The following is a 21,575-nucleotide window of genomic DNA, read 5'->3' on the forward strand; positions in this document are numbered from 1 at the left end:
CGCATTGAGATCATGTTCGGACGCCTGAAGGATTGGCGGCGCGTCGCCACCCGATATGACAGATGCCCAAAGGTATTCCTCTCGGCCATCGCTCTCGCTGCTACAGTCCTATTCTGGCTGTAAATCAATGAGTCTGGAGCCTAGTCAGATGGCGCAATCTTTGTCGGCATGAGCTACGACCTGCTGCTTGCCTTTGTCGGATTTGCCTTCGTCTCGTCGGTGACACCCGGCCCCAACAACCTGATGCTGATGGCATCGGGGGCCAATTTCGGCTTTCGCCGCACCATCCCGCATATGCTGGGGGTCGGGATCGGCTTTACCCTGATGATCGTGCTGGTGGGCGCCGGGCTGCTGGGCCTGTTCGACAGGTTCCCGGTGAGTTACGTGATCCTGAAGACCTTGTCCGTGGCCTACCTGCTTTATCTCGCGTGGAAAATCGCAACCGCCGCGCCCATCGACCGCCAGGCCGAGGCCGGCACGCCGATGCGCTTTCTGCAAGCGGTAGCGTTTCAGTGGGTCAATCCCAAGGCCTGGGCGATGGCGCTGACTGCGATCAGCGTCTACGCTCCGGACCGCTCGATCCCCGCGATCCTGCTGGTGGCTGCGATCTTTGGGGCGGTCAACATGCCCTGTATCAGTTCCTGGACCGTACTTGGCCAGCAACTGGCACGGTTCCTAAGAAACCCGCGCCAGTTGCGACTGTTCAACGGGATGATGGCAGCGCTGCTGGTCGCCTCGCTCTACCCGGTGCTCTGGCCCAACTGAGCTACTTCAAAGGTAGACAAATCTCGGTCAGCAGATCTTCGGGCGCGGTCTCGCGCGGATCGTTGAGATAAATCTCATAGCAGGGCTGGTCTGCGGGCTCCTCCCCCGACTCCGGCAACCAGTTGCCAAACAGTGAGTGATAGGCCGCATGGATGCCGGAATACGGCCCCTTATAGGTCAGGACAGCGGTTTTGCCGCCGGGGATGCGCCGTTCTTCCATCCCGTCGGGCACGTCTGCGCCGCGGAACTCGCCACCGGCGAAGCTGCGCAGGTCGTCCTCCGGCACCTCGTCGGGGCTGTCCAGATAAAGCGCCAGCACTGGACCGACATCTGGCCAGAGCTGACGCGCCTCGCAGATCGCGCCGAAACTTTCAAAGCTCTTGCCGATCTCCATATAGGCACCCTTATGGGCAAGGCCGATCATCCGGCGGGCGGGTTCGGTACGGGTGGTAATAGGATACATGGGATAGTCTCCGGTTCTGAACTGTGGATGGGCAGGCGTCAGGCGCCCGGCCTTGCGAAAGGCCGAAGGGCTCGCGCCATAGGCCTCGGAAAAGGCCCGCGCAAAGGATTTGAGGTTGGGATAGCCGACATCACCGGCGATCTGTTCGGGCGGCTTGCTGGTCTGCAGCAGCCAGCCCGCCGCCCGGTGCAGGCGAATGCGTCGCACCGCCTGGGCGCAGGTCTCGCCGGTCATGGCCCGGAACACCCGGTGCCAGTGAAAGCGCGACATCGCCGCAACATCGGCCAGAACATCCAGCGAAAGGTCCCCGGCAGGGTTGTCGTGAATGTAGCCCAGCACACGCAGGACCCTGTCTTCGTAAGCCTTGCTCATGTGATGCGGTGCTCCCTTGTCCTTGCCCCTTCCACATGCCACGAGCCCATGTCACAAATCTTGCTGAGTTGCATCCCGTCCCCCCTCGGGCCATATATCGGCAAACACAGCGCAGAAGAGGCGTCATGACCCAGTATCTGGATTTCGAAAAACCGCTGGCCGAAATCGAAGGCAAGGCAGAAGAGCTGCGCGCGCTTGCCCGCGCCAACGAAGAGATGGACGTGGCCGACGAGGCGGCAGCGCTGGACGCCAAGGCCGCTGCCATGCTGACCGATCTCTACAAGGATCTGACGCCCTGGCGGAAATGCCAGGTGGCGCGCCATCCGGATCGCCCGCATTGCAAGGACTATATCGAGGCGCTGTTTCAGGAATACACACACCTGGCAGGCGACCGGAACTTTGCCGATGACCATTCGGTCATGGGCGGGCTCGCGCGGTTCAATGACCAGCCGGTGATGGTGATCGGCCATGAGAAAGGCAGCGACACCAAATCCCGGATCGAACGCAATTTCGGCATGGCCCGCCCCGAAGGGTACCGCAAGGCGATCCGCCTGATGGACATGGCGGGCCGCTTTGGCCTGCCGGTGATCACGCTGGTGGATACGCCCGGCGCCTATCCCGGCAAAGGCGCCGAGGAACGCGGCCAGTCCGAAGCCATCGCGCGATCGACCGAGATGTGCCTGCGTATCGGCGTGCCGCTGGTCTCGGTGATCATCGGCGAGGGCGGCTCGGGCGGGGCCGTGGCTTTTGCCACCGCCAACCGCGTCGCGATGCTCGAACATTCCGTCTATTCGGTAATCTCCCCCGAGGGCTGCGCCTCGATCCTGTGGAAGGATGCCGAGAAGATGCGCGAAGCCGCCGAGGCGCTGCGCCTGACGGCGCAGGACCTGCACAATCTCGGCGTGGCGGACCGGATCATCTCCGAACCGCACGGCGGCGCCCACCGCGACAGGACCGCCACGATCGAGGCCGTGGGTCGCACCATCGGTGATATGCTGGGCGAGTTGACGGGCAAGGATCGCGACGCGCTGATCAAGGACCGTCGCCAGAAATTCCTCGACCTCGGCAACAAGGGGCTGGCCGCCTGAGCCTGCCGACCCCACTCACAACAAGCCGTGCGCGCGCAGGTCCCGCTCCAACCCGGCGGCATCTTTGAACTCATGCGCCCTGATGCCTAGCGCCTCGGCGCCTCGGCAATTTGTGGCGCTGTCATCGACAAATAGGGTTTCGTCGGCTTCTATACCGTTCCGACTCAGGCACAGCTCGAAAATCTCGGGGCTGGGCTTGATCAGCGCCTCTCGCGACGAAACCACGACATCGCGCATATATCCGATTTCCGGCGCGGTCTTCTTCACCGCCTGGAACGAGGCCTCTGCCGCGTTGGTCAGGCCGTATAGCCCCACGCCACGCTGGTGCAGGGATTCCACCAGATCCGACATGCCCGGCACGCGTTCACCATGGGCGGCGTCCAACCCGTTGGAATAGGCATGGAAGATATGGGCGTGGTCGGGATGATCGCGCGCGGCAATGGCCAGCCCATCCTCCCAGCTGCGGCCGCGATCCTGTTCGGCATTCCAGCCAAAGAAATCAATCTGTTCGAAGCACGCCAGCATCTCGGCCTCGCTGGAAAAGTGCATGTGCAACGCGGCATAGGGCCGCCATCTGATCAGCACGTTGCCAAAGTCGAAAATAACGTTCTTCATGAAATGATCCTGTTGAAAGATGTCACAGGGTGCAGGCTATCCGCGCCGAAGCATTTGCAGCAGCGCGCTTGAGGGTTGCCCCGTAACCGGCAACCCCTTGGCCCGCTGATAGGCCGTGATGGCGGATGTGGTATTTGACCCGATCACCCCATCAGCACCCTGAGTGTCATACCCGGCGGCAGTCAGGCGCGACTGTAGCTCCTTGCGGTCCTTGAGCGTCATGCCCTGCGCATCGGGCGGGAAACTGCCCTGGATCGGCGGGCCACCCTTGATGCGGTCGGCAAGATGCCCGATCCCGATCACGTAGCTGTTGGAGTTGTTGTAGCGGGTGATCACCGTGAAATTCTTGAAGATCATGAAGGCAGGCCCGCTTGGCCCTGCTGGCAGGATCACCGAAGCCGCGCCGTAATCGGGCACCGCGCGCCCGTTCACATCGCGCACGCCCATTGCGGCCCAATCGCCGGGGCTGCGTTTGCTGCCGCGCCCGGTCAGCCCGGTATTGAAGCCGGGCGGCAATTGCACCTCAACGCCCCAGGGCTGGCCCGGCGTCCAGCCCGAACGGCGCAGATAGGCCGCCGCCGAGGCCAACGCGTCGGTCGGGTCGTCATCCCAGATATCGCGCCGCCCGTCGCCGGTGAAATCCACCGCATAGGCCAGATATGAGGTCGGAATGAATTGCGTATGCCCCATCGCGCCGGCCCAGCTACCGGTCATCTTGTCAGGCGTGGTGTCGCCGTTCTGGAGGATCTTGAGCGCGGCAACCAACTGGCTTTCAAAGAACTGCCCGCGCCGCCCGTCATAGGCCAGTGTCGACAAGGCAGAGACAACCTGAATATCGCCACGCCGCGCGCCATAGCGACTTTCCAGCCCCCAGATCGCGGTGACATATTCCGGCTCGACGCCATATTGCTGCTGGATGCGGGTCAGCACCGCCTGATGGGCACGCAGTTTCTGCTTGCCTGTACTCACCCGTTCATCCGAGGCCGCAATCGCCAGATAATCCTCCAGCGAGCGCTTGAATTCGGTCTGGTTGCGGTCACGCTCGATCACGCCGGGCAGATAGCCCGCGCCCTGAAAGGCGCGTTCCAGCGTTGGCTGCGAGATGCCACGCGAGGGCGCGCGGGCCCTGAAATTCGCCACCCATGCGTCATAGCCCGCATTGGGCACCGACCGCATCCGCTGTGGACTGCTTTGGGTCGAAGCCGGGGTATCGCACCCTGCCAGCGCCACCGCGCCCAGCCCGGACAAAAAGAAACGCCTGTCGATCATACCACTCTCGCCTGCTCTGGTGTTTTTCACACGATAGCGGCTTCGCAGCGGTCAAACCAGCGCGGCATTCCCCCTGTGGCAACGAAATGCCAGCCCGCGCAGGCGGCCCTATCCGGCCACCACGTCATGCACCTGCACGCCCAGCCCCGCGACGCCCAGTTCCACCCGGTCACCTGGCTTGTGATAGACTGGTGGCTTCAGCCCCATGCCAACGCCCGGCGGTGTGCCGGTGGCGATCACATCGCCCGGATGCAGGCTCATGAAATGCGACAGGTAGGACACGATCTTGCGCACGCCGAAATGCATGGTCCGGGTCGAGCCGTCCTGATACCGCGTGCCGTTCACCTCCAGATACATTGCAAGGTCCTGCGGGTCGGGCACCTGATCGCGTGTCACTAGCCAGGGGCCGATCGGGCCGAACGTATCGGCGGATTTGCCCTTTACCCACTGCCCGGCGCGCTCGATCTGGAATTCCCGTTCGCTCACATCATTGATGGTGCAAAAGCCCGCCACATGATCCAGCGCGTCGTCCTCGCTGATATATTTGGCATGTTTGCCGATCACGATGCCCAGCTCGACCTCCCAATCGGTCTTTTGCGAGCCGCGCGGGATCTCGATCGGATCATTGGGTCCGCAGATCGACGACGTCGCCTTGAAGAAAACGATCGGCTCGGGGGGCAGTTCCATCCCTGCCTCAGCGGCGTGGTCGGCATAGTTCAGACCGATGGCGATGAACTTACCCACCTGCCCCACACAGGCACCGATCCGTGGCTGCCCCTCGACCAGCGGCAGCGAGGCGACGTCCAACGCCCGCAAGCGATCGAGTGCCGCATCGCCCAGCGCATCTCCGCTCAGATCCGCAATCTCACCCGACAGGTCGCGGATATTGCCATCCTCAGCCAGCAAACCGGGCCGTTCCGACCCGACCGGGCCATAGCGTAGAAGTTTCATCGGTGATCCCTTCTTGAAATGTCAGAGGCTCCAGCCGCCATCGATGGCAAAGGCCTGCCCGGTGGTATAGGCGCTGTCATCGCTCGCCAGATAAAGCGCGAGCCTGGCGATCTCTTCCGCGGTGCCCAACCGTCCCATCGGCTGGCGGGCCACAAACTCGCCCATCGCCTTGTCGTAATCGCCCGTGGCGCGCAGCCGGTCATGCAGGCTGGGCGTGTCGACCGTGCCGGGGCAGATCGCGTTGCAGCGGATGCCTTGCGTCACGAAATCGGCAGCGATTGATTTGGTCAACCCGATCACCGCCGCCTTGGTTGTGCCATACGCGAACCGATTGGGCGCTGCCGTGATCGAGGACAGGACCGAGGACATGTTCACGATGCTTCCCGCGCCACGTTCCAGCATCCCCGGCAGCACCAGCCGGCACAGCCGGTACATGGCGGTGACGTTCAGGTCGTTGCTGAACGCCCAGTCCTCCTCGTCACAGTCAAGGATCGTCCCTACCGCCACAAATCCCGCGCAGTTGAACAGGATATCGACCGGCCCAATCCGCGCTACCGCATCCCGGACAGCATCGGCGTCGGTCACGTCAAGCCGGAACGGCGTGATGCCATCTATGGGCTCCAACTCTGCCAGCGTTGCCGCGTTGATATCGCAGGCCAACACTTCGCCCCCTTCGGCTGCAAAAAGCTCCGCCGATACCCGGCCAATGCCCTGCCCCGCTGCTGTCACCAGCGCCCGTTTTCCAGAAAGTCGTCCCATTACATCACCGCTCCGATTTGCCAGGGCACGAATTCGACGCCCCCGAACCCCAATTCCTCGCTCTTGGTATGCTCACCCGACGCCACCCGGATCAGCAACTCGAAAAGCGCGGCACCCTTGTCTTCGATGCTGACCCCTTCGCTGACGATGTCGCCGCAATTGAGGTCCATGTCCTCGGCCATCCTTGCATACATCTCGGAATTGGTCGCCAGCTTGATACAGGGCGTCGGCTGAAATCCCGACACCGAGCCGCGCCCGGTGGTAAAGACGATCAGATTGGAACCTGAGGCGATCTGGCCGGTCACCGAACAGGGATCGAAGCCGGGGCTGTCCATGAAGACGAACCCCTTGCGGTCCACGATCTCGCCGAATTTGTAGACGCCGCTCAGCGGGGCGGTGCCGCCCTTGGCCACCGCGCCCAGCGACTTTTCCAGAATGGTGGTCAGCCCGCCGCGCTTGTTGCCGGGGCTGGGGTTGTTGTCCATCTCTCCGCCATTGCGTTCGGTATACGCCTCCCACCAACGGATGCGGTCGATCAGCGCCGCGCCGATGCCAGGCGTTTCCGCGCGCCGGCTCAGCAGATGTTCGGCGCCGTAAATCTCCGAGGTCTCCGACAGGATCGTCGTGCCGCCATGACGCACCAGCAGGTCCGACGCATGGCCCAGCGCCGGATTCGCGGTGATCCCGGAATAGCCGTCCGAGCCACCACATTGCAGCCCGACCGTCAGTTCTGACACCGGGGCAGGTGCCCGCACCGCCTGATTGGCCTGGGCGGCGATGCCGCGAAGCTCTTCCAAGCCGCGCGCGATGGTTTTGCGGGTGCCGCCTTCGGATTGAATCGTCATGTAGCGCAGCACGCCATCGGCCCGGATCGGGCGGCCGCCCACCAGATCAGACAGTTGCATCACCTCGCAGCCCAGCCCGATCAGCAAGATACCCGCGAAGTTGGGGTGCTGGGCATATCCTGACAGGGTGCGGAACAGCGTGTCATAGCCCTCGTCGCGGGCCGACATGCCGCAGCCGGTGCCATGCACGATGGGCACGATCCCGTCTACATTGGGAAAATCCTCCAGCAGGCCGGTTTTCTCGGCCGCCTCGGCGATGAAGCGCGCCACCGAGCCCGAGCAGTTCACCGAGGTCAGGATACCGATATAGTTGCGTGTCCCCACCTTGCCATCGGCCCGGTGATAGCCCTGAAAGACCCGCGGATCGTCGATGGTCGGCAATGGATCGTTCTGGCTGGCGAATGCGTAATCCTGCTGATGCGCGCCCATGCCCAGATTGTGCACATGCACATGATCGCCGGGCGCGATATCCGATTTCGCCGTCCCGATGATCTGGCCGTAACGCCGCACCACCTGCCCCTCTTTGATCGGAACCACCGCGATCTTGTGCCCCCGGCTGACCGGCGCAGACAAGGCGGAGCCCTCCACCGATGTCCCGGCGGGCAGGTCGCGCAAGGCGATCACCACATTGTCCTGCGGGTGCAGGCGTATCGTATCGCGGGCGGTGCCCCCCATGACGGGTCCTTTCGCTGCTGGCGGTGAGTTTTTGCTAGCTTGACAGGCATCACCTGTCAACTAACATGTTAGCATTCCGATGAGGCCGCATGACCCTGATCCCTGATATCGACATGACACGGCTCAGCGCCATAGCCGCGCAGGACGGACCGCTGTCGCAACAGGTCTATCAGACCTTGAAACAGGCGATCCTGTCGCTCGACTTTCCGCCCGGCGCGGTGCTGCGCAAACCGGCGATCTGCGCGCGGCTGGGCGTTTCGCGCGCCCCCGTCTCCGACGCCATCACCCGGCTCTCCGAAGAGGGGTTGGTCGAGGTGATCCCGCAATCAGCCACCCGCGTAGCCTATTTCTCGATGTCCGAAATCCGAGAGGGCGCATTCCTGCGCGAGGCGCTGGAAATCGCGGCCGTGGGCAAGGTCGCACAGGACCGGACCGAAACCCAGTTGACCCAGTTGAACCGCACCCTGCGCCTGCAGGCGCTGCTGGCCGAAGATGGCGATTTTGAGGGTTTCTATGAGGCTGACGAGGCCTTTCATGCGCAGATCATGCAATATACCGGGTTTGCGCGCCTGACGGATGTGGCGCAAAAGGTCTCTCTTCAGGTGACGCGCGCGCGGATATTGCTGTTGCCCTCGCCGGGTCGCATGGCCGAAACTCTGGCTGAACACCGCGCCATTTTTGAGGCAATCCGAGACCGCGATCCAATCAGCGCGCAAGATCGGATGCGCCACCATCTGGGACAACTCATGCCACGGATCGCACATCTGGCAGAGGATCGCCAAGACCTGTTCGCCTCAAAAACCGGAGGCCGCTGATGGCCGGGACAGGGACATCGCAATCAACAGAGGATCGCCGCATGATGCGTATCGACGCGCACCAACATTTCTGGACACTCTCGCGTGGCGATTATGGCTGGCTCACGCCCGAGCTGGACGCAATCTATCGCGATTTCGCGCCGTCCGACCTCACCCCGCTGATCGCCAAAGCGGGTATAGACGCTACCGTTCTGGTGCAAGCCGCGCCGAGTATTGCGGAAACGGAATTCCTGCTCTCTCTGGCCGATCTGAACACGTTCATCAAAGGCGTGGTCGGCTGGATGGATTTTGAGCACCCAGACGCCCCGGCAACCATCCAGAGTCTCGCCAAGCACCCTGCCCTGATCGGCCTCAGGCCCATGATCCAGGACATCGCGGATCCCGATTGGATGCTGCGGGACGATCTTGCGCCTGCTTTCAAGGCGCTAATCGCGCAGGATCTGACGCTGGACGCTCTGACACTGCCCCAGCATCTGCCCCGTCTGCGCCGGTTGCTTGAGCGCCACCAGGATATGTGCGTGGTCATCGATCACGGATCGAAGCCCGCAATACGAGACGGCTCTTTTTCCGAATGGGCCCGTGATATCGCGGCATTGGCCAGCGAAACATCGGCATATTGCAAGCTTTCGGGCCTTGTCACCGAAGCCGCGCCGGACTGGACGCCGGATGCGCTCAAGCCTTATGTGGATCACCTGCTTCGCAGCTTCGGCCCCGAACGCCTTATCTGGGGCAGTGACTGGCCGGTCTGCACATTGGCCTGCAGCTATGCGCGTTGGGTCGAAACAACGGATGCGCTCATCGCGGACCTTTCAACATCCGAACGCGCGGCAATCCTTGGCGGAAATGCGCTGCGGGCCTATCGGCTGCGCGGGTGATGTTGCATTGGCCAGGGCCCGCCGCCGGCAGGTCCGGTGCGGTTCATCCCGATTGAGGGAACATGTCAGAAAAGTAATCGGTGGCGCCACCGGGTGCGGAGATCGGAAACGGGGTGTCACCCCCGCTCGGCCAACCGGTCGGTCAAAACCCCTGCCAAAGGGTCCGGTTCCACGTCTGTTACGACACGCTGGGCCCCGAAGGGCGCAGGTGAAGGATCGATCGCGGCCACCTTGTACCGGCGTGGTTTGCATCCGGTTAGCGGCGCGCGCGTTGCCTCGTCAAAGCACGCTTGAACCGCCCCCGCTCTGCTTGTACGGATGCGTGCTATGCACATCATCCGGGATCATCAGTTCGTCACCCCAGAAGATCGCGGCGCGAGCGTTGCGATCGGAAATTTCGACGGGGTGCATCTGGGCCATCAATCAGTCATTGCACAGACCCGTGCCGCCGCGCCTGAGGCGCCGCTGGGCGTGCTGACATTTGAGCCACATCCGCGCGAATATTTCGCCCCCGCCGCCCCGCCCTTTCGCCTGATGCGGCCCAATTCGCGGACGCACCGGCTGGAAAAACTGGGGATCGAACGGCTTTACGAGCTGAATTTCAACGCCAGCCTCGCCGGGCTGTCACCCGAGGAATTCGCCCGCAATGTGCTGGCCGACGGGCTGGGCGTGCGCCATGTGGTGGTGGGGGCCGATTTCTGTTTTGGCAAGGGACGCAGCGGCAATGCCGATGATATGGTCCGGTTTGGCCGCGAAATGGGTTTTGGCGTCACCATCGCGCAGCTGATGGCGCAATCCGACAAGGTCGTATCTTCGACCGCGATCCGCAACGCGCTGAGTCAAGGCCAGCCGCGCGAGGCCGCCGCCATGCTGGGCCACTGGCACCGGATCGAAGGCGAGGTGATCGGCGGCGAGCAGCGCGGGCGCGAGCTGGGCTATCCGACCGCAAACATGTCCATGGACGGGCTGCACCTGCCGAAATTCGGCGTTTATGCGGTGCTGGTCGATGTGCTGGAGGGCCCGCATGCGGGCAGCTATCACGGCGCGGCCTCGGTCGGGGTGCGACCCATGTTCGACGGTGAACAGCCCAATATCGAGACCTTCCTGTTCGACTTCTCAGGCGATCTTTATGGCGCGACCCTGTCGGTCGGTTTGGTCGAGTATCTGCGCCCCGAGATGAAATTCGACGGGTTGGACGCACTCATCACCCAGATGGGCGCCGATTGCGCGCAGGCGCGCGATATCCTGGCAGCGCTATGAGCGACCCGATCGACCGCAAAGGGCTCTCGCCCCAGTTCTGGGAGCGCAAGCCGCTCACCAAACTGTCCCAGAAGGAATGGGAGGCGCTGTGTGATGGCTGCGGCAAGTGCTGCCTGAACAAGCTGGAAGACGAAGACAGCGGTGTCGTGGCGCTGACCCGCGTCGCCTGTCGGTTGCTGGATGATGAGAGCTGCCGCTGCGCGCAATATGACATCCGCCATCAATTCGTGCCGGAATGTATCGTTCTGCGCCCCGACAATCTGGACAGCCACGCCTATTGGATGCCGCAGACCTGCGCCTATCGACTGCTTTGGGAGGGCAAGCCGCTTTATGACTGGCACCCGCTGATCTCGGGCACCGCCGAAAGCGTGCACAAGGCAGGCGTCTCGGTGCGCGGCTGGACAGTGTCCGAGTTTGAAACCCCCGAGGACGAGTGGGAAGACCACATCATTGAGGAGCCAACCTGATGTTCTTTGCCTCCGACAATTCGGGCCCGGTTCATCCAGAGGTGCTGCAAGTGCTGGCTGAGGCCAATCAGGGCTATCAGATGGGCTATGGCGCCGATGACCTGATGGAGGAGGTGCGCGACCGTCTCCGCTCCCTGTTCGAAGCGCCTGAGGCGGCGGTCTATCTGGTGATCAACGGCACCTCTGCCAATGCGCTGGCGCTGGCGACGCTGGCTGATCCCTGGGACACGGTGTTCTGCACGCCGGTGTCCCACATCCATCGGGACGAATGCAATGCGCCCGAGTTCTTCAGCGGTGCCAAGCTGACGCTGGTCGAGTGCGACGACAAGATGAGCCCTGAAGCGCTGCGCGCGTCAATCGAGGCCGAGGGAAATCGCGGCGTGCAGGGGCCGCAACGCGGACCGGTCTCGATCACGCAAGTGACCGAATGCGGGACGCTTCATACCGTGGACGAGATCAATGCATTGGGCGACATGGCGCGGGGCTATGGCCTGCCCTTGCATCTGGATGGCGCACGCTTTGCCAACGCGCTGGTGGCGCTCGACTGCTCGCCCGCCGAGATGACCTGGAAAGCGGGCGTCGATGTGGTCAGCTTTGGCGGCACCAAGAACGGGCTGATGGGCGTCGAGGCGGTCATTCTGTTCGACCCCGCCAAGGCGCTGGAATTCGAACTGCGCCGCAAGCGCGGCGGGCACCTGTTGTCGAAGCACCGCTACCTGTCGGCCCAGATGGCCGCCTATCTGCGCGATGACCTCTGGCTGCGCTCGGCCCGTATGGCCAACGACACCTGCACCCGCCTGGCCGAAGGTCTGCGCGCGGCAGGTGCGGGCTTCATGTATGAGCCGCAGGCCAACATGATCTTCGCCACCCTGCCCCGCCGCGTCCACCGGCGCCTGAAAGCCGCTGGTGCCGTTTATCACATGGAAGGGGCAGAACTGGACGGCCCGAACGAAAAGGCGCTGCTGGGGTGTAGGCTGGTTTGCGACTGGTCACAGCCCGAGTCGGAGATCACCCGGTTTCTGGATCTGGTTACAGAACAGATGGCACTCGCCGGGTGAAAGCCCTGTTTTATTGCCTCGCCGTGGTTCTGATCGCCGCGCCGATCCTGTTCTGGGGCTGGCTCGCAGCCTATGGCTGCGCTTTCAGCAATTCACCAAATTGCGGGGTCGAGTTCCGCGATTTCTGGGACGACGAGTTTCTGATGATCGCCGCCTTGCCCTGGGCATTTGGGGTGCTGTTCCTGATCGCCGCGCTGCGTCGCTAGAACCGCTCGGTCGAGGCACGCGCCCAGTCGGCGGCAAATTCCGGCGGGATTTTCTTGCCCAACAGCGCGCCCTCGTCCAGATGATTGTAGAGTTCGGCATAGCTTTCTTCGCGCTCATTGGCGTTGCGGCGGCGGATATCGGCGGGCGTTAGCTCGGCCACTGTCTCGCGCCCCATCGCGCCCAACAGTTCGCGAAAGCTCTCCAGCGTGGCGTCGTGAAAGCGATGCACGCGCACCCGTTTCTGCGGCACGTTGACGGCGCGTGCGCGTATCGGGTCCTGAGTGGCCACGCCGCTGGGGCAGCGGTTGGTGTTGCAATGCAACGCCTGAATGCAGCCAATCGCAAACATCATGGACCGCGCGCAATTGCACATATCGGCCCCGAGCGCAAATTTCTCGATCATGTCATAACCCGAGGCCACCTTGCCCGAGGCGATCACCCGGATATTGTCCCGCACGCCGATGCCGCGAAGGCAATTGTTGACGAAAATCAGCGCCTCGTTCAGCGGCACGCCCAGCCTGTTGGTAAACTCCACCGGGGCTGCGCCGGTGCCGCCCTCGGCCCCGTCCACGGTGATGAAATCGGGCAGGATGCCGGTCTCCAGCATCGCCTTGCAGATCGACATGAATTCCGACCGGTTGCCGATACACAGTTTGAACCCGACCGGTTTGCCGCCCGACATCTCGCGCAGGTGCTGAACGAAGTTCATCAGCCCGGTTGGCCCGTCAAAGGCCGAATGAGCCGGGGGTGAGATCACGTCCTTGTTCGGCTCCACCCCGCGGATTTCGGCAATTTCCTCATCGACCTTGGCGGCGGGCAACACCCCGCCATGGGCGGGTTTGGCGCCTTGGCTCAGCTTGATCTCGATGGCCTTGACCACGTCCTTCTTGGCCTTTTCGGCGAACTTGTCCTTGTCGAAGCCACCTTCCTTGGTACGGCAGCCAAAGTAACCCGTGCCGATCTGCCAGATGATGTCGCCACCTTCGGCCAGATGATAAGGGCTGAGCCCGCCTTCGCCGGTGTTATGGGCAAAACCGCCATCCTTGGCGCCACCATTCAGCGCCCGGATCGCGTTTGAGCTGAGCGCACCAAAACTCATCGCCGAGACATTGAGGCGTGACGCCAGATAGGGCTTGTCGCATTGCGGCCCGCCCAGCATCACGCGTTCTTCCGACACATCGACCTCTTTGGGGGCAAGCGAGTGGTTGGTGCTGTGATAGCCGACTTTCAGAAGGTCGAACTGAGTGCCGAAGGGCAGCGTGTCGGCTTGCCCCTTGGCGCGTGAATAGACCAGCGCGCGGGTGATCCGGTTGAAGGGCCGCCCGCTTTCGTTGGTTTCCACGAAGTATTGCCGGATTTCGGGGCTGACAAATTCCAGCGCATAGCGGAAATGGCCCAGAACCGGATAGTTGTTCAGGATGTTGTGCCGCGTGGTCGTCAGATCGTAGATCCCGACGATGACATAAGGGATCAGAATGACCAGCAGCCAATAGGCCGGGGACCAGAGCCAGCCCAGCAGCAGCACCAGCGGCAGCCCCAACACCGCCACCACGTAAAAGATCTTGCGTACCATTCATCCGTCCTTTTTGCGTGGCATGACCCGTGGGGGCCGCTGCGGTATCAACACTGAGGGGCATCGTTACGCGTAAGTGTCGGGATGGCAACAATTTCAGAGGTCACAGCGTTGCGACCACATGAGGCGCGCGGGCCGTGCCGCGCGCCCTCACCGGCGCAACCGTGCGATAGTGAGATAGGCCACTGCCCCGAACAGCAGCGCCGCCATCGCATACCAAGTCAACGCATAGGACAGGTGGGTGTTGCGGAAACTGAGTTGGGTCAGCCCGCCGCGCGGCCAGCCTGCCTGCTCTGCGTTGTGATCTGCATCGATGAAATAGGGCACGGTCTTGCCCAGCCCCAGCGCTTCTGACAGGGCCTCAACATCACGCGAGACCCAGCGCCCCGCGCCGGGATCGTTGCGCTCCAGCAGCGTGCCGGTGGGTTCGCTCGGCCGCAGCAGGCCGGTGACGGGCGTGACGGGCGCTGCCCAGCCCGCCGGGTCCTGCGCCTGAGACGGGACAAAACCGCGATTGACCCAGATGGTGCGACCGTCAGCCAATAGCGGCATCATCAACCAATGACCCGGCCCCAGCCCGGTCACCGCCTTGACCAGCACAGGCTTGTCCATGTCGAACTGCCCCGGAGCCCTGACACGCAGATAACTATGCGCGTCGGGCTCGAACGCTTCGGGCAAATCCACTGGATCACCAAAGGCGCGGCTTTCGACCGCCTCGATCAGGTCCGTTTTCCAGGTCAGGCGGCGCATTTGCCAGTTGCCCAAGAGGATGAAGGTGACGATCAGAGCAGCACATAGACCAAGCAGCAGTACCGTCAGCCAGACGGGCCTGCCCCGCTGCTCGATCATCTCAAGTCGCGCGCCCGTTCGATCTGATCATGGGCGGGCATCATGTTTTCTTCGAGGTTGAACATGACCCAGATCGACCCGGCCAGCACGATGACCAGCAGCAAGATGGTCAGCACCATCGACATGACCTGCCAGCCCTCGTCCACCTTCAGCGAGACATGCAGGAAGTAATGGATATGCACCAGCATCTGCAGCCCACCGAGCGTGAAGATGAACACCACCGCCCAGACCTTGTTGTCCATCACATCGCCCAGCACCAGCCAGAACGGGATCAGCGTCAGGATCACCGACAGGGCAAACCCCACCAGGTAAGAATGCAGCGATCCGTGGCCCGCGTCTTTGACAGGATGGCTCATAGCAGGACTCCGGTGAGATAGACGAGCGAATAGACCCCGATCCAGATCAGATCGAGGAAGTGCCAAAACAGGCTCAGGCACATCACCCGGCGCGTGTTGGCGGTCGTCAAGCCGCGCTGTGACAATTGCACCAGAAGCACGATCAGCCAGATCGTACCGGCAGTCACGTGCAGACCATGCGTGCCCACAAGGAAGAAAAAAGATGACAGGAATGCGCTGGCCATGGGCGTCGCGCCCAGATGCCAGAGATGGCTGAACTCCTCGTACTCCAGATAGAGGAACGCCGCCCCGAAGAGCCCCGTGATCACCAGCCAGAAGATCGTACCGCGCAGATCGCCGCGATCCATTCGCAGCACTGCAAAGCCGAAGGTCACCGAGGAGAAGAGCAGCGCAAAAGTGGCCACCAGGATCATCTCGATATCGAAGAGATCGGCGGGCGACGGCCCGGCGGCATAGTTCTGGCCCAGCACCGCGTAAACCGCAAAAAGGATGCCGAAGATCAGGCAATCGCTCATCAGGTAGACCCAGAAGCCCAGCATCGTTGGCGGCTCATGGGTGTGATCCCCGTCGTGATGCGGGTCGTCGAGGACGTAGAATTTCTCGGCGTCGTTCACAGCGCTATCCGTCATCATTCCGCCGCCTGTGCCAGTTGCGCGCTGCGCTGATCCTCGATGCTACGTACCTCATCAGCGGGGATGTCATAATCGCGGTCATAGTTGAACGTGTGACCGATCCCATAAAGCAGCGCGGCGGCGAAGCTGGCAGCCGCCAGCCAGAACACATGCCAGACCAGCGCAAAGCCCATCACCGTCAGGATTGCGGCCAGCACCACGCCGGTTGCCGTCGAATGGGGCATGTGGATCGGCACGAAGCCAGTGGTTGGCCGCGTGAACCCTTCGCGCTTCATTTGCGCAAAAGCGTCAATCTGATGAACGCGCGGGGTGAAGGCAAAGTTGTAATAGGGCGGCGGGGACGAGGTCGACCATTCCAGGGTCCGGCCATTCCACGGGTCACCGGAGACATCGCGCAACTCCTCGCGTTTGCGGATCGACTGAACGATCTGAACCAGAAACGCGCCGATGCCTGCGGCCACAAACAATGCGCCGATCAGGGCGACAACGAAGTAGACCGAATAGAACGTATCCTCGAACTGGCTGAGGCGGCGGGTGACGCCCATCAGGCCCAGAACGTAAAGCGGCATGAAGGCCAGGTAGAAGCCGATCAGCCAGCACCAGAAACTGACCTTGCCCCAGAACGGCTCCAGCTTGAACCCGAAGGCTTTGGGCCACCAGTAGATGATCCCGGCAAAGACGCCGAACACCACGCCGCCGATGATCACGTTATGGAAATGCGCCACCAGAAAGAGCGAGTTGTGCAGCACGTAATCGGCGGGGGGCACCGCCAGCAGCACACCGGTCATGCCCCCGATCACAAAGGTCAGCATGAAGCCCATGACCCACAGCATCGGTGTCTCGAACCGGATGCGGCCCTTATACATGGTAAAGAGCCAGTTGAAGATCTTGGCCCCTGTCGGGATCGAAATGATCATCGTGGTGATCCCGAAGAACGAGTTCACATTGGCCCCCGCCCCCATGGTGAAGAAATGGTGCAGCCAGACGATATAGCTGAGGATCATGATCACGCAGGTGGCGTAGACCATCGAGGTATAGCCAAACAGCCGCTTACCGGTGAAGGTCGGCACGATCTCGGAGAAGATGCCGAAGATGGGCAGGATCAGGATGTAAACCTCCGGGTGGCCCCAGATCCAGATGAGGTTCACATACATCATCGGATTGCCGCCAAGCTCGTTGGTAAAGAAATGCGTACCCAGGTAGCGGTCGGCGGTCAGCAGCGCCAGCGTGGCGGCCAGCACCGGAAAGGTCGCAACGATCAGGATATTGGTGCACAGCGCGGTCCAGGTGAAAATCGGCATCCGCATATAGGTCATGCCCGGCGCGCGCATCTTGACGATGGTCACCACCAGGTTGATGCCCGAAAGCGTGGTGCCCACACCGGCAATATTGAGCGCCCAGAGGTAGTAATCCATGCCCACGCTGGGGCTGTATTCCAGTCCCGAATAGGGCGCATAGGCAAGCCAGCCCGCCGTCGAGAATTCTCCCACAAAAAGTGAGATCATGATAAGGATTGCGCCGGAAACAGTCAGCCAGAAGCTAAAATTGTTGAGAAATGGAAAGGCCACATCGCGCGCGCCGATCTGCAGCGGCATCACGTAGTTCATGAATCCGGTCACAAATGGCATCGCCACAAAGAAGATCATGATCACGCCATGGGCGGTGAATATCTGGTCATAGTGATGGGCGTTCAGATAGCCTTCGGAGCCGCTGGCCGCCATCGCCTGATGGCCTCGCATCAGCAGCGCATCGGCAAACCCGCGCAGCAGCATGATCAGGCCCAGCACCATATACATGATGCCGATCTTCTTGTGGTCGATCGAGGTGAACCATTCCTTCCAGAGATAGCCCCACAGCCGGAAATAGGTGATCGCGCCCAGAACGGCGAGGCCCAGGATGGCCACACCGATGAAAGTGCCCAGCACGATGGGTTCGTAAAACGGGAAGATGTCCCAAGACAGCTTGCCCCAGAAAGGATGGATATCCACGCTGCCGGAGGCCAGACCATGGGGATCGGATGATGTCGCCATCTGAGGTCTCTCTTCCTGCTAGTGTCGTGGGTCGGGGGTGGCGTCGGGCAACAGCGACATGACGGTGACGATCTCATCCCCGCGCAGGCGCATCTCGGGCCGCAGCATGGCGATGAAGGCGCCGGGGTCTTCGGCCGAGCAGATGCCGCGGAACATCTCTCGGTTCCACAGCCCCTCCAGCCCGCCGCCGCCCAGCGCGTCGACCATCATCATGTCGTTCCGGCACAGGCTTTCGCTATCCACACAATTGTTGACGAGGCGGTCCCAGGCCGTCTCCGAAACGGTTCCGTAATAGGTTACCGGATGTGAGATACTCGGCTGGTTCAGTGCCTCCAGCGTGTCGGTATCAAGATCCTGCGCGCTGGCGCCGACCTTGGAGACCCAATCGTCAAACCCGGTCTGGTCCATCCCGTGGAACCTGAACCGCATCTGCGAAAAGCCCGCGCCGCTATAATTGGCCGAGAACCCGTCATAGACGCCCGGTTCATTGATGACCGCGTTCATCTCGGTCTGCATCCCAGCCATGGAGTAGATCTGCCCCGCCAGCGCCGGGATATAGAAGGAATTCATCACCGTGGCCGAGGTGATCTGGAACTCGATCGGGCGATCCACGATGGCCGCCACCTCGTTCACGGTCGCAATGCCCTGTTCGGGATAGATGAACAGCCATTTCCAATCCATCGAGGCCACCTGGATGATCAGGGGCTTCACGTCCGGGTTGATCGGCTGTTCCTCGGAAATCCGGCGCAGCGGCTGATAAGGGTCCAGCCGGTGGGTTGCGACCCAGGTCAGCCCGGCGAGACAAATGATGATCGCCAACGGCACTGACCAGATCACGATCTCGAGGCTGAAGGAATGATGCCACTCGGGCTCATAACTCGCCTTGCTGTTCGATTCGCGGTACTTGATCGCAAAGAACACGGTCAGTGCCATGACCGGCAGGATCACGATCAGCATCAGAACGGTGGCGTAGATGATCAGCTCACCCTGCTGCTGCGCCACATCGCCTGCAGGTGACAGCACAACCAGATCGCACCCCGCCAGCAGGAAGCAGGAAAACAAAGCCACGATATGAACTGCGCGTTTCATGATCTTTCCATAGCATATGCGGAACGAGTCGTTGGCAAAGGGAAATTTGCCCCATAGCGTGTAATCTAATGTTGTGATCCGAGAGGACCGGTGTCGCAATGCGACAAAAGGTGACTCACCCGGTCACTTTTTGCCAGCGCGCCTTTCGGTGTAAAAGACCCTGAGGACGAGACGTGGAGGACGGCCCGATGAGCGCCACCGACCAAAGCCATATCGAACGCGCCACCATCGACGAGGTGGTGATCACGGTCATCATGGCGCGTGTCACCGATTTCTTCGGCTTCTTCGTCTATGCCATCGCCTCGGCGCTGGTGTTCCCCCGCGTGTTCTTTCCGACATTTGATCCGGCAACCGGGACACTGATTTCATTCGCCATTTTCTCGCTCGCCTTCCTTGCGCGGCCCGTGGCCAGCCTGACCGGACGCTGGGTCCAGGCCAAGATCGGGCGGGCCGCCAAGGTCACGCTGGCACTGATGATCCTGGGCTGTGCAACCGTCGCGATCGGGCTGTTGCCGGGTTATGAGAGAATCGGCTGGCTGGCGCCCGTGCTGCTGGCCGTTTTTCGCATTCTGCAGGGGATCGGACTGGGCGGCGCCTGGGATGGGCTGACCCTGCAGCTACAACATGTCGCGCCCCCGCATCGCAAAGGGCTCTATGCGATGGTGCCGCAATTGGGGGGGCCGATCGGGTTCTTCGTGGCCGCCTCGCTGTTCTTTGTGCTGACCGATTTCCTGACCGATGAGGAATTCATCAAATGGGGCTGGCGCTTTGCCTTCTTTGCGGTGATGGCGGTGAATGTGGTGTCGCTGTTTGCCCGGCTGCGACTGCTGAACGCCGATCTGGGTGTTGATCCCAAGGTCACCCGATCAGCCCCGCTGGGCCCGCTGCTGCACACCCAGTGGCGTCAGATTCTGCTGTCGACCATGGTGCCGCTGGCGAGCTACGCGCTGTTTCACATGGTGACGGTGTTCCCGCTGGCTTATGAGCTGCTCTATGGTGATCAGAACATCTCGCGCATTTTGATCATCCAGTTGATCGGCTGTGCGCTGGCGATCCTTGCAGTCATGGGCTCGGGCGTATTGGCCGACAGCATGAACAAGCGCATGGTGCTGGTGATCAGCACCGGACTGATCGTGGTGCTGAGCTTGCTGATCGACACCTTGAACAGCGCGCCAGCGATCTTCATCATCTTTGGCTTTGTGGTGCTCGGGCTGGCCTATGGGCAGGCCAGCGCCATCGTGGGCAACCGCTTCGACCCCGAGTTCCGCTATTCCGGCACGGCGATGGCCACCAACCTGTCCTGGATCACCGGCGCTGCCTTTGCGCCGCTGGTCGGGCTTGGCCTGACCGTGGCGTTTGGTCTCTGGGCCTCGGCTCTGTATCTGATTTCGGGCGTGGTCGTGACCTTCTTTGCGCTCTACCAGTTGAACCGCCTCAAGGCCGCACAGGCGGACTGAGGCGGCTCTGGCCTCGCCTCAGTTGACCGGCACGAACTCGATCCGGCGATTGCGGCGCTTGCCCTCAGCGGTGTCATTCGACACGACCGGGCGGCTTTCGCCATAGCCGACCGTGATCAGCCGTTCCTGTCCGATGCCTTGGGCCACCAGATAGTTGGTGACCGCCTGCGCCCGCCGCTCGCTAAGCACCCGGTTCGCCGCCTCGGACCCATCGCGATCGGTATGACCGCCAACCTCGATCCGCAAATCGGGGCAGCGGCTGATGATGTCATGCAGGTTGGACAGCAGCGGCAATGAGGCCCGATCCAGCCGGGCGCTGCCCGAGTTGAAATAGATGTTGCCAGTGCGCGACAGGATTTCCATCCGCCCGACACAGGCGTCACGATCCAGGTCACCCTTGGTTTCCAGCGCCGTCTCGCTCGGCGTCGCGGCGGCCAGTTGCAGCTGCGGTTGCGTGCCGGGACGGGCGCGGTCGAAAACGAAACCGAAGCTGACGAAGCCGAAGGGCAGGATGTCGACATTTGCGGCGTCCTGCAGCTTGCCGCGCCCTTCTTCCAACGCGAAGTCGGTCAGCGGGATGGCGATGGGCGCAGTGTTGGCAACCGCCACGCGGTCGTTGTCGACCAGCGTGATCGCCACCTGCGCGCTGCGCTCCTGGGTGACGCCGTGCAGGTTCATCGTATAGGGCAGATCGATGATCTTGTGCCGCACCTCATGCAGATCGGTCAGTTGGTCGGCGGGTAGCTGTGCTGTTATCACCGCCTCGGGGAAATTGAAGGTTTCGAAGAACAGAAACCGCATCCGCACGTTGCGCAGGTCGATCTTGGTATCGACGCTATCAAGCTGCACCCGGATCTCGGCCGCGCCGCTTTCATTGATCACACCGGAAAAACTGGCAAACCCGCTATGTTCGGCCTTGGAGTTCTTCTTGACCGACAGAAAGCGCAATTCAGACGCTTCTGCGTCCAGCTCCCAGCCATGTTCGAAAGGATCGGCGCTTTGGGCGAAGGCGGCACTGCCCAGCAGGATGCCCCCCAATGTCAGAGCGGTTCGGAACGCGGATACTGCCTGCATGGTCACTTTCCCGTAAAAGTTGAGATGGAAT

Annotated in this window: 23 protein-coding genes; 10 read left to right on the forward strand and 13 right to left on the reverse strand. The window is 61.9% G+C overall.

Going from position 1 to position 21,575, the window contains the following annotated elements; translation table 11 throughout:
• Both AB1E34_RS00005 and AB1E34_RS00010 read left to right on the forward strand, forming a co-directional pair.
• Positions 1–123, forward strand: a 123-nt coding sequence (locus AB1E34_RS00005) for a transposase (RefSeq protein ID WP_372570752.1), incomplete at its 5' end; no start/stop codon positions are given.
• 45 nt (positions 124–168) lie between these two features.
• The gene (locus tag AB1E34_RS00010) at positions 169–765 is read left to right on the forward strand and encodes a LysE family translocator (RefSeq protein ID WP_372570286.1); all 597 of its coding nucleotides are present in this window, start codon (positions 169–171) and stop codon (positions 763–765) included.
• Between the two features lies 1 nt (position 766).
• Here the strand turns inward: AB1E34_RS00010 and AB1E34_RS00015 are convergent, their stop codons facing one another.
• Positions 767–1,600, reverse strand: a complete 834-nt coding sequence (locus tag AB1E34_RS00015) for an AraC family transcriptional regulator (RefSeq protein WP_372570287.1) — start codon at positions 1,598–1,600, stop codon at positions 767–769.
• Between the two features lie 125 nt (positions 1,601–1,725).
• Here AB1E34_RS00015 and AB1E34_RS00020 point away from each other — a divergent pair, with 125 nt between their 5' ends.
• Positions 1,726–2,688 (forward strand): acetyl-CoA carboxylase carboxyltransferase subunit alpha, encoded by a 963-nt coding sequence (locus AB1E34_RS00020; RefSeq protein ID WP_372570288.1) that lies wholly within the window; start codon positions 1,726–1,728, stop codon positions 2,686–2,688.
• A 15-nt stretch (positions 2,689–2,703) separates the two neighbouring features.
• On the opposite strand, the gene AB1E34_RS00025 is transcribed toward AB1E34_RS00020, so the two are convergent.
• The 5 genes from AB1E34_RS00025 to AB1E34_RS00045 form a co-directional block, all read right to left on the reverse strand.
• Complete coding sequence (locus AB1E34_RS00025) at positions 2,704–3,303, reverse strand: HAD family hydrolase (protein WP_372570289.1); 600 nt, start codon at positions 3,301–3,303, stop codon at positions 2,704–2,706.
• A 36-nt stretch (positions 3,304–3,339) separates the two neighbouring features.
• Positions 3,340–4,572, reverse strand: a complete 1,233-nt coding sequence (locus tag AB1E34_RS00030; RefSeq protein WP_372570290.1) for a lytic murein transglycosylase — start codon at positions 4,570–4,572, stop codon at positions 3,340–3,342.
• 108 nt (positions 4,573–4,680) lie between these two features.
• Positions 4,681–5,523, reverse strand: coding sequence for a fumarylacetoacetate hydrolase family protein (locus AB1E34_RS00035; RefSeq protein WP_372570291.1), 843 nt, complete (start codon positions 5,521–5,523; stop codon positions 4,681–4,683).
• A 21-nt stretch (positions 5,524–5,544) separates the two neighbouring features.
• Positions 5,545–6,282, reverse strand: a complete 738-nt coding sequence (locus AB1E34_RS00040; RefSeq protein ID WP_372570292.1) for an SDR family oxidoreductase — start codon at positions 6,280–6,282, stop codon at positions 5,545–5,547.
• Positions 6,282–7,802, reverse strand: coding sequence for a D-arabinonate dehydratase (locus AB1E34_RS00045; protein ID WP_372570293.1), 1,521 nt, complete (start codon positions 7,800–7,802; stop codon positions 6,282–6,284). Before AB1E34_RS00045 ends, AB1E34_RS00040 begins: the two co-directional genes overlap by 1 nt.
• Positions 7,803–7,891: 89 nt before the next feature.
• Here AB1E34_RS00045 and AB1E34_RS00050 point away from each other — a divergent pair, with 89 nt between their 5' ends.
• From AB1E34_RS00050 to AB1E34_RS00075, 6 genes are all read left to right on the forward strand, one after another.
• Positions 7,892–8,617, forward strand: a complete 726-nt coding sequence (locus AB1E34_RS00050; protein ID WP_372570294.1) for a GntR family transcriptional regulator — start codon at positions 7,892–7,894, stop codon at positions 8,615–8,617.
• Between the two features lie 41 nt (positions 8,618–8,658).
• On the forward strand, positions 8,659–9,492 hold the full coding sequence (locus AB1E34_RS00055) for an amidohydrolase family protein (RefSeq protein WP_372570295.1): 834 nt from the start codon (positions 8,659–8,661) through the stop codon (positions 9,490–9,492).
• A gap of 327 nt (positions 9,493–9,819) precedes the next feature.
• Positions 9,820–10,752, forward strand: coding sequence for a bifunctional riboflavin kinase/FAD synthetase (locus AB1E34_RS00060; protein WP_372570753.1), 933 nt, complete (start codon positions 9,820–9,822; stop codon positions 10,750–10,752).
• Complete coding sequence (locus tag AB1E34_RS00065; protein ID WP_372570296.1) at positions 10,749–11,219, forward strand: YcgN family cysteine cluster protein; 471 nt, start codon at positions 10,749–10,751, stop codon at positions 11,217–11,219. Before AB1E34_RS00060 ends, AB1E34_RS00065 begins: the two co-directional genes overlap by 4 nt.
• Entirely contained in the window at positions 11,219–12,277 is a 1,059-nt protein-coding gene (locus AB1E34_RS00070) for a threonine aldolase family protein (RefSeq protein ID WP_372570297.1), read from the forward strand. The genes AB1E34_RS00065 and AB1E34_RS00070 overlap by 1 nt, the downstream gene beginning before the upstream one ends.
• Complete coding sequence (locus AB1E34_RS00075; RefSeq protein WP_372570298.1) at positions 12,274–12,483, forward strand: hypothetical protein; 210 nt, start codon at positions 12,274–12,276, stop codon at positions 12,481–12,483. The genes AB1E34_RS00070 and AB1E34_RS00075 overlap by 4 nt, the downstream gene beginning before the upstream one ends.
• Here AB1E34_RS00075 and AB1E34_RS00080 read toward each other — a convergent pair.
• The 6 genes from AB1E34_RS00080 to cyoA form a co-directional block, all read right to left on the reverse strand.
• The gene (locus tag AB1E34_RS00080) at positions 12,480–14,057 is read right to left on the reverse strand and encodes an FMN-binding glutamate synthase family protein (protein WP_372570299.1); all 1,578 of its coding nucleotides are present in this window, start codon (positions 14,055–14,057) and stop codon (positions 12,480–12,482) included. The two genes, AB1E34_RS00075 and AB1E34_RS00080, sit on opposite strands and share 4 nt — an antisense overlap.
• Before the next feature lie 150 nt (positions 14,058–14,207).
• Complete coding sequence (locus AB1E34_RS00085; protein ID WP_372570300.1) at positions 14,208–14,906, reverse strand: SURF1 family protein; 699 nt, start codon at positions 14,904–14,906, stop codon at positions 14,208–14,210.
• Positions 14,903–15,262, reverse strand: coding sequence for a cytochrome o ubiquinol oxidase subunit IV (gene cyoD / locus AB1E34_RS00090; protein ID WP_372570301.1), 360 nt, complete (start codon positions 15,260–15,262; stop codon positions 14,903–14,905). Before cyoD ends, AB1E34_RS00085 begins: the two co-directional genes overlap by 4 nt.
• The gene (gene cyoC, locus AB1E34_RS00095; RefSeq protein WP_372570302.1) at positions 15,259–15,891 is read right to left on the reverse strand and encodes a cytochrome o ubiquinol oxidase subunit III; all 633 of its coding nucleotides are present in this window, start codon (positions 15,889–15,891) and stop codon (positions 15,259–15,261) included. The genes cyoD and cyoC overlap by 4 nt, the downstream gene beginning before the upstream one ends.
• Complete coding sequence (gene cyoB / locus AB1E34_RS00100; protein WP_372570303.1) at positions 15,891–17,924, reverse strand: cytochrome o ubiquinol oxidase subunit I; 2,034 nt, start codon at positions 17,922–17,924, stop codon at positions 15,891–15,893. The genes cyoC and cyoB overlap by 1 nt, the downstream gene beginning before the upstream one ends.
• A gap of 18 nt (positions 17,925–17,942) precedes the next feature.
• A complete protein-coding gene (gene cyoA, locus AB1E34_RS00105) occupies positions 17,943–19,013 on the reverse strand; it encodes a ubiquinol oxidase subunit II (protein ID WP_372570304.1) in 1,071 nt (356 codons plus the stop codon).
• A 188-nt stretch (positions 19,014–19,201) separates the two neighbouring features.
• On the opposite strand from cyoA, the gene AB1E34_RS00110 reads away from it, so the two are divergent.
• Positions 19,202–20,470 carry an MFS transporter gene (locus AB1E34_RS00110; RefSeq protein ID WP_372570305.1) on the forward strand — a complete coding sequence of 423 codons (1,269 nt, stop codon included), beginning with the start codon at positions 19,202–19,204 and terminating at the stop codon, positions 20,468–20,470.
• Between the two features lie 18 nt (positions 20,471–20,488).
• Here the strand turns inward: AB1E34_RS00110 and AB1E34_RS00115 are convergent, their stop codons facing one another.
• Positions 20,489–21,544 (reverse strand): OmpA family protein, encoded by a 1,056-nt coding sequence (locus tag AB1E34_RS00115; protein WP_372570306.1) that lies wholly within the window; start codon positions 21,542–21,544, stop codon positions 20,489–20,491.
• Positions 21,545–21,575: the final 31 nt, after the last annotated feature.

The sequence above is a fragment of the Ruegeria jejuensis genome (genome assembly GCF_041537905.1).
Classification (GTDB): Bacteria; Pseudomonadota; Alphaproteobacteria; order Rhodobacterales; family Rhodobacteraceae; genus Ruegeria_C.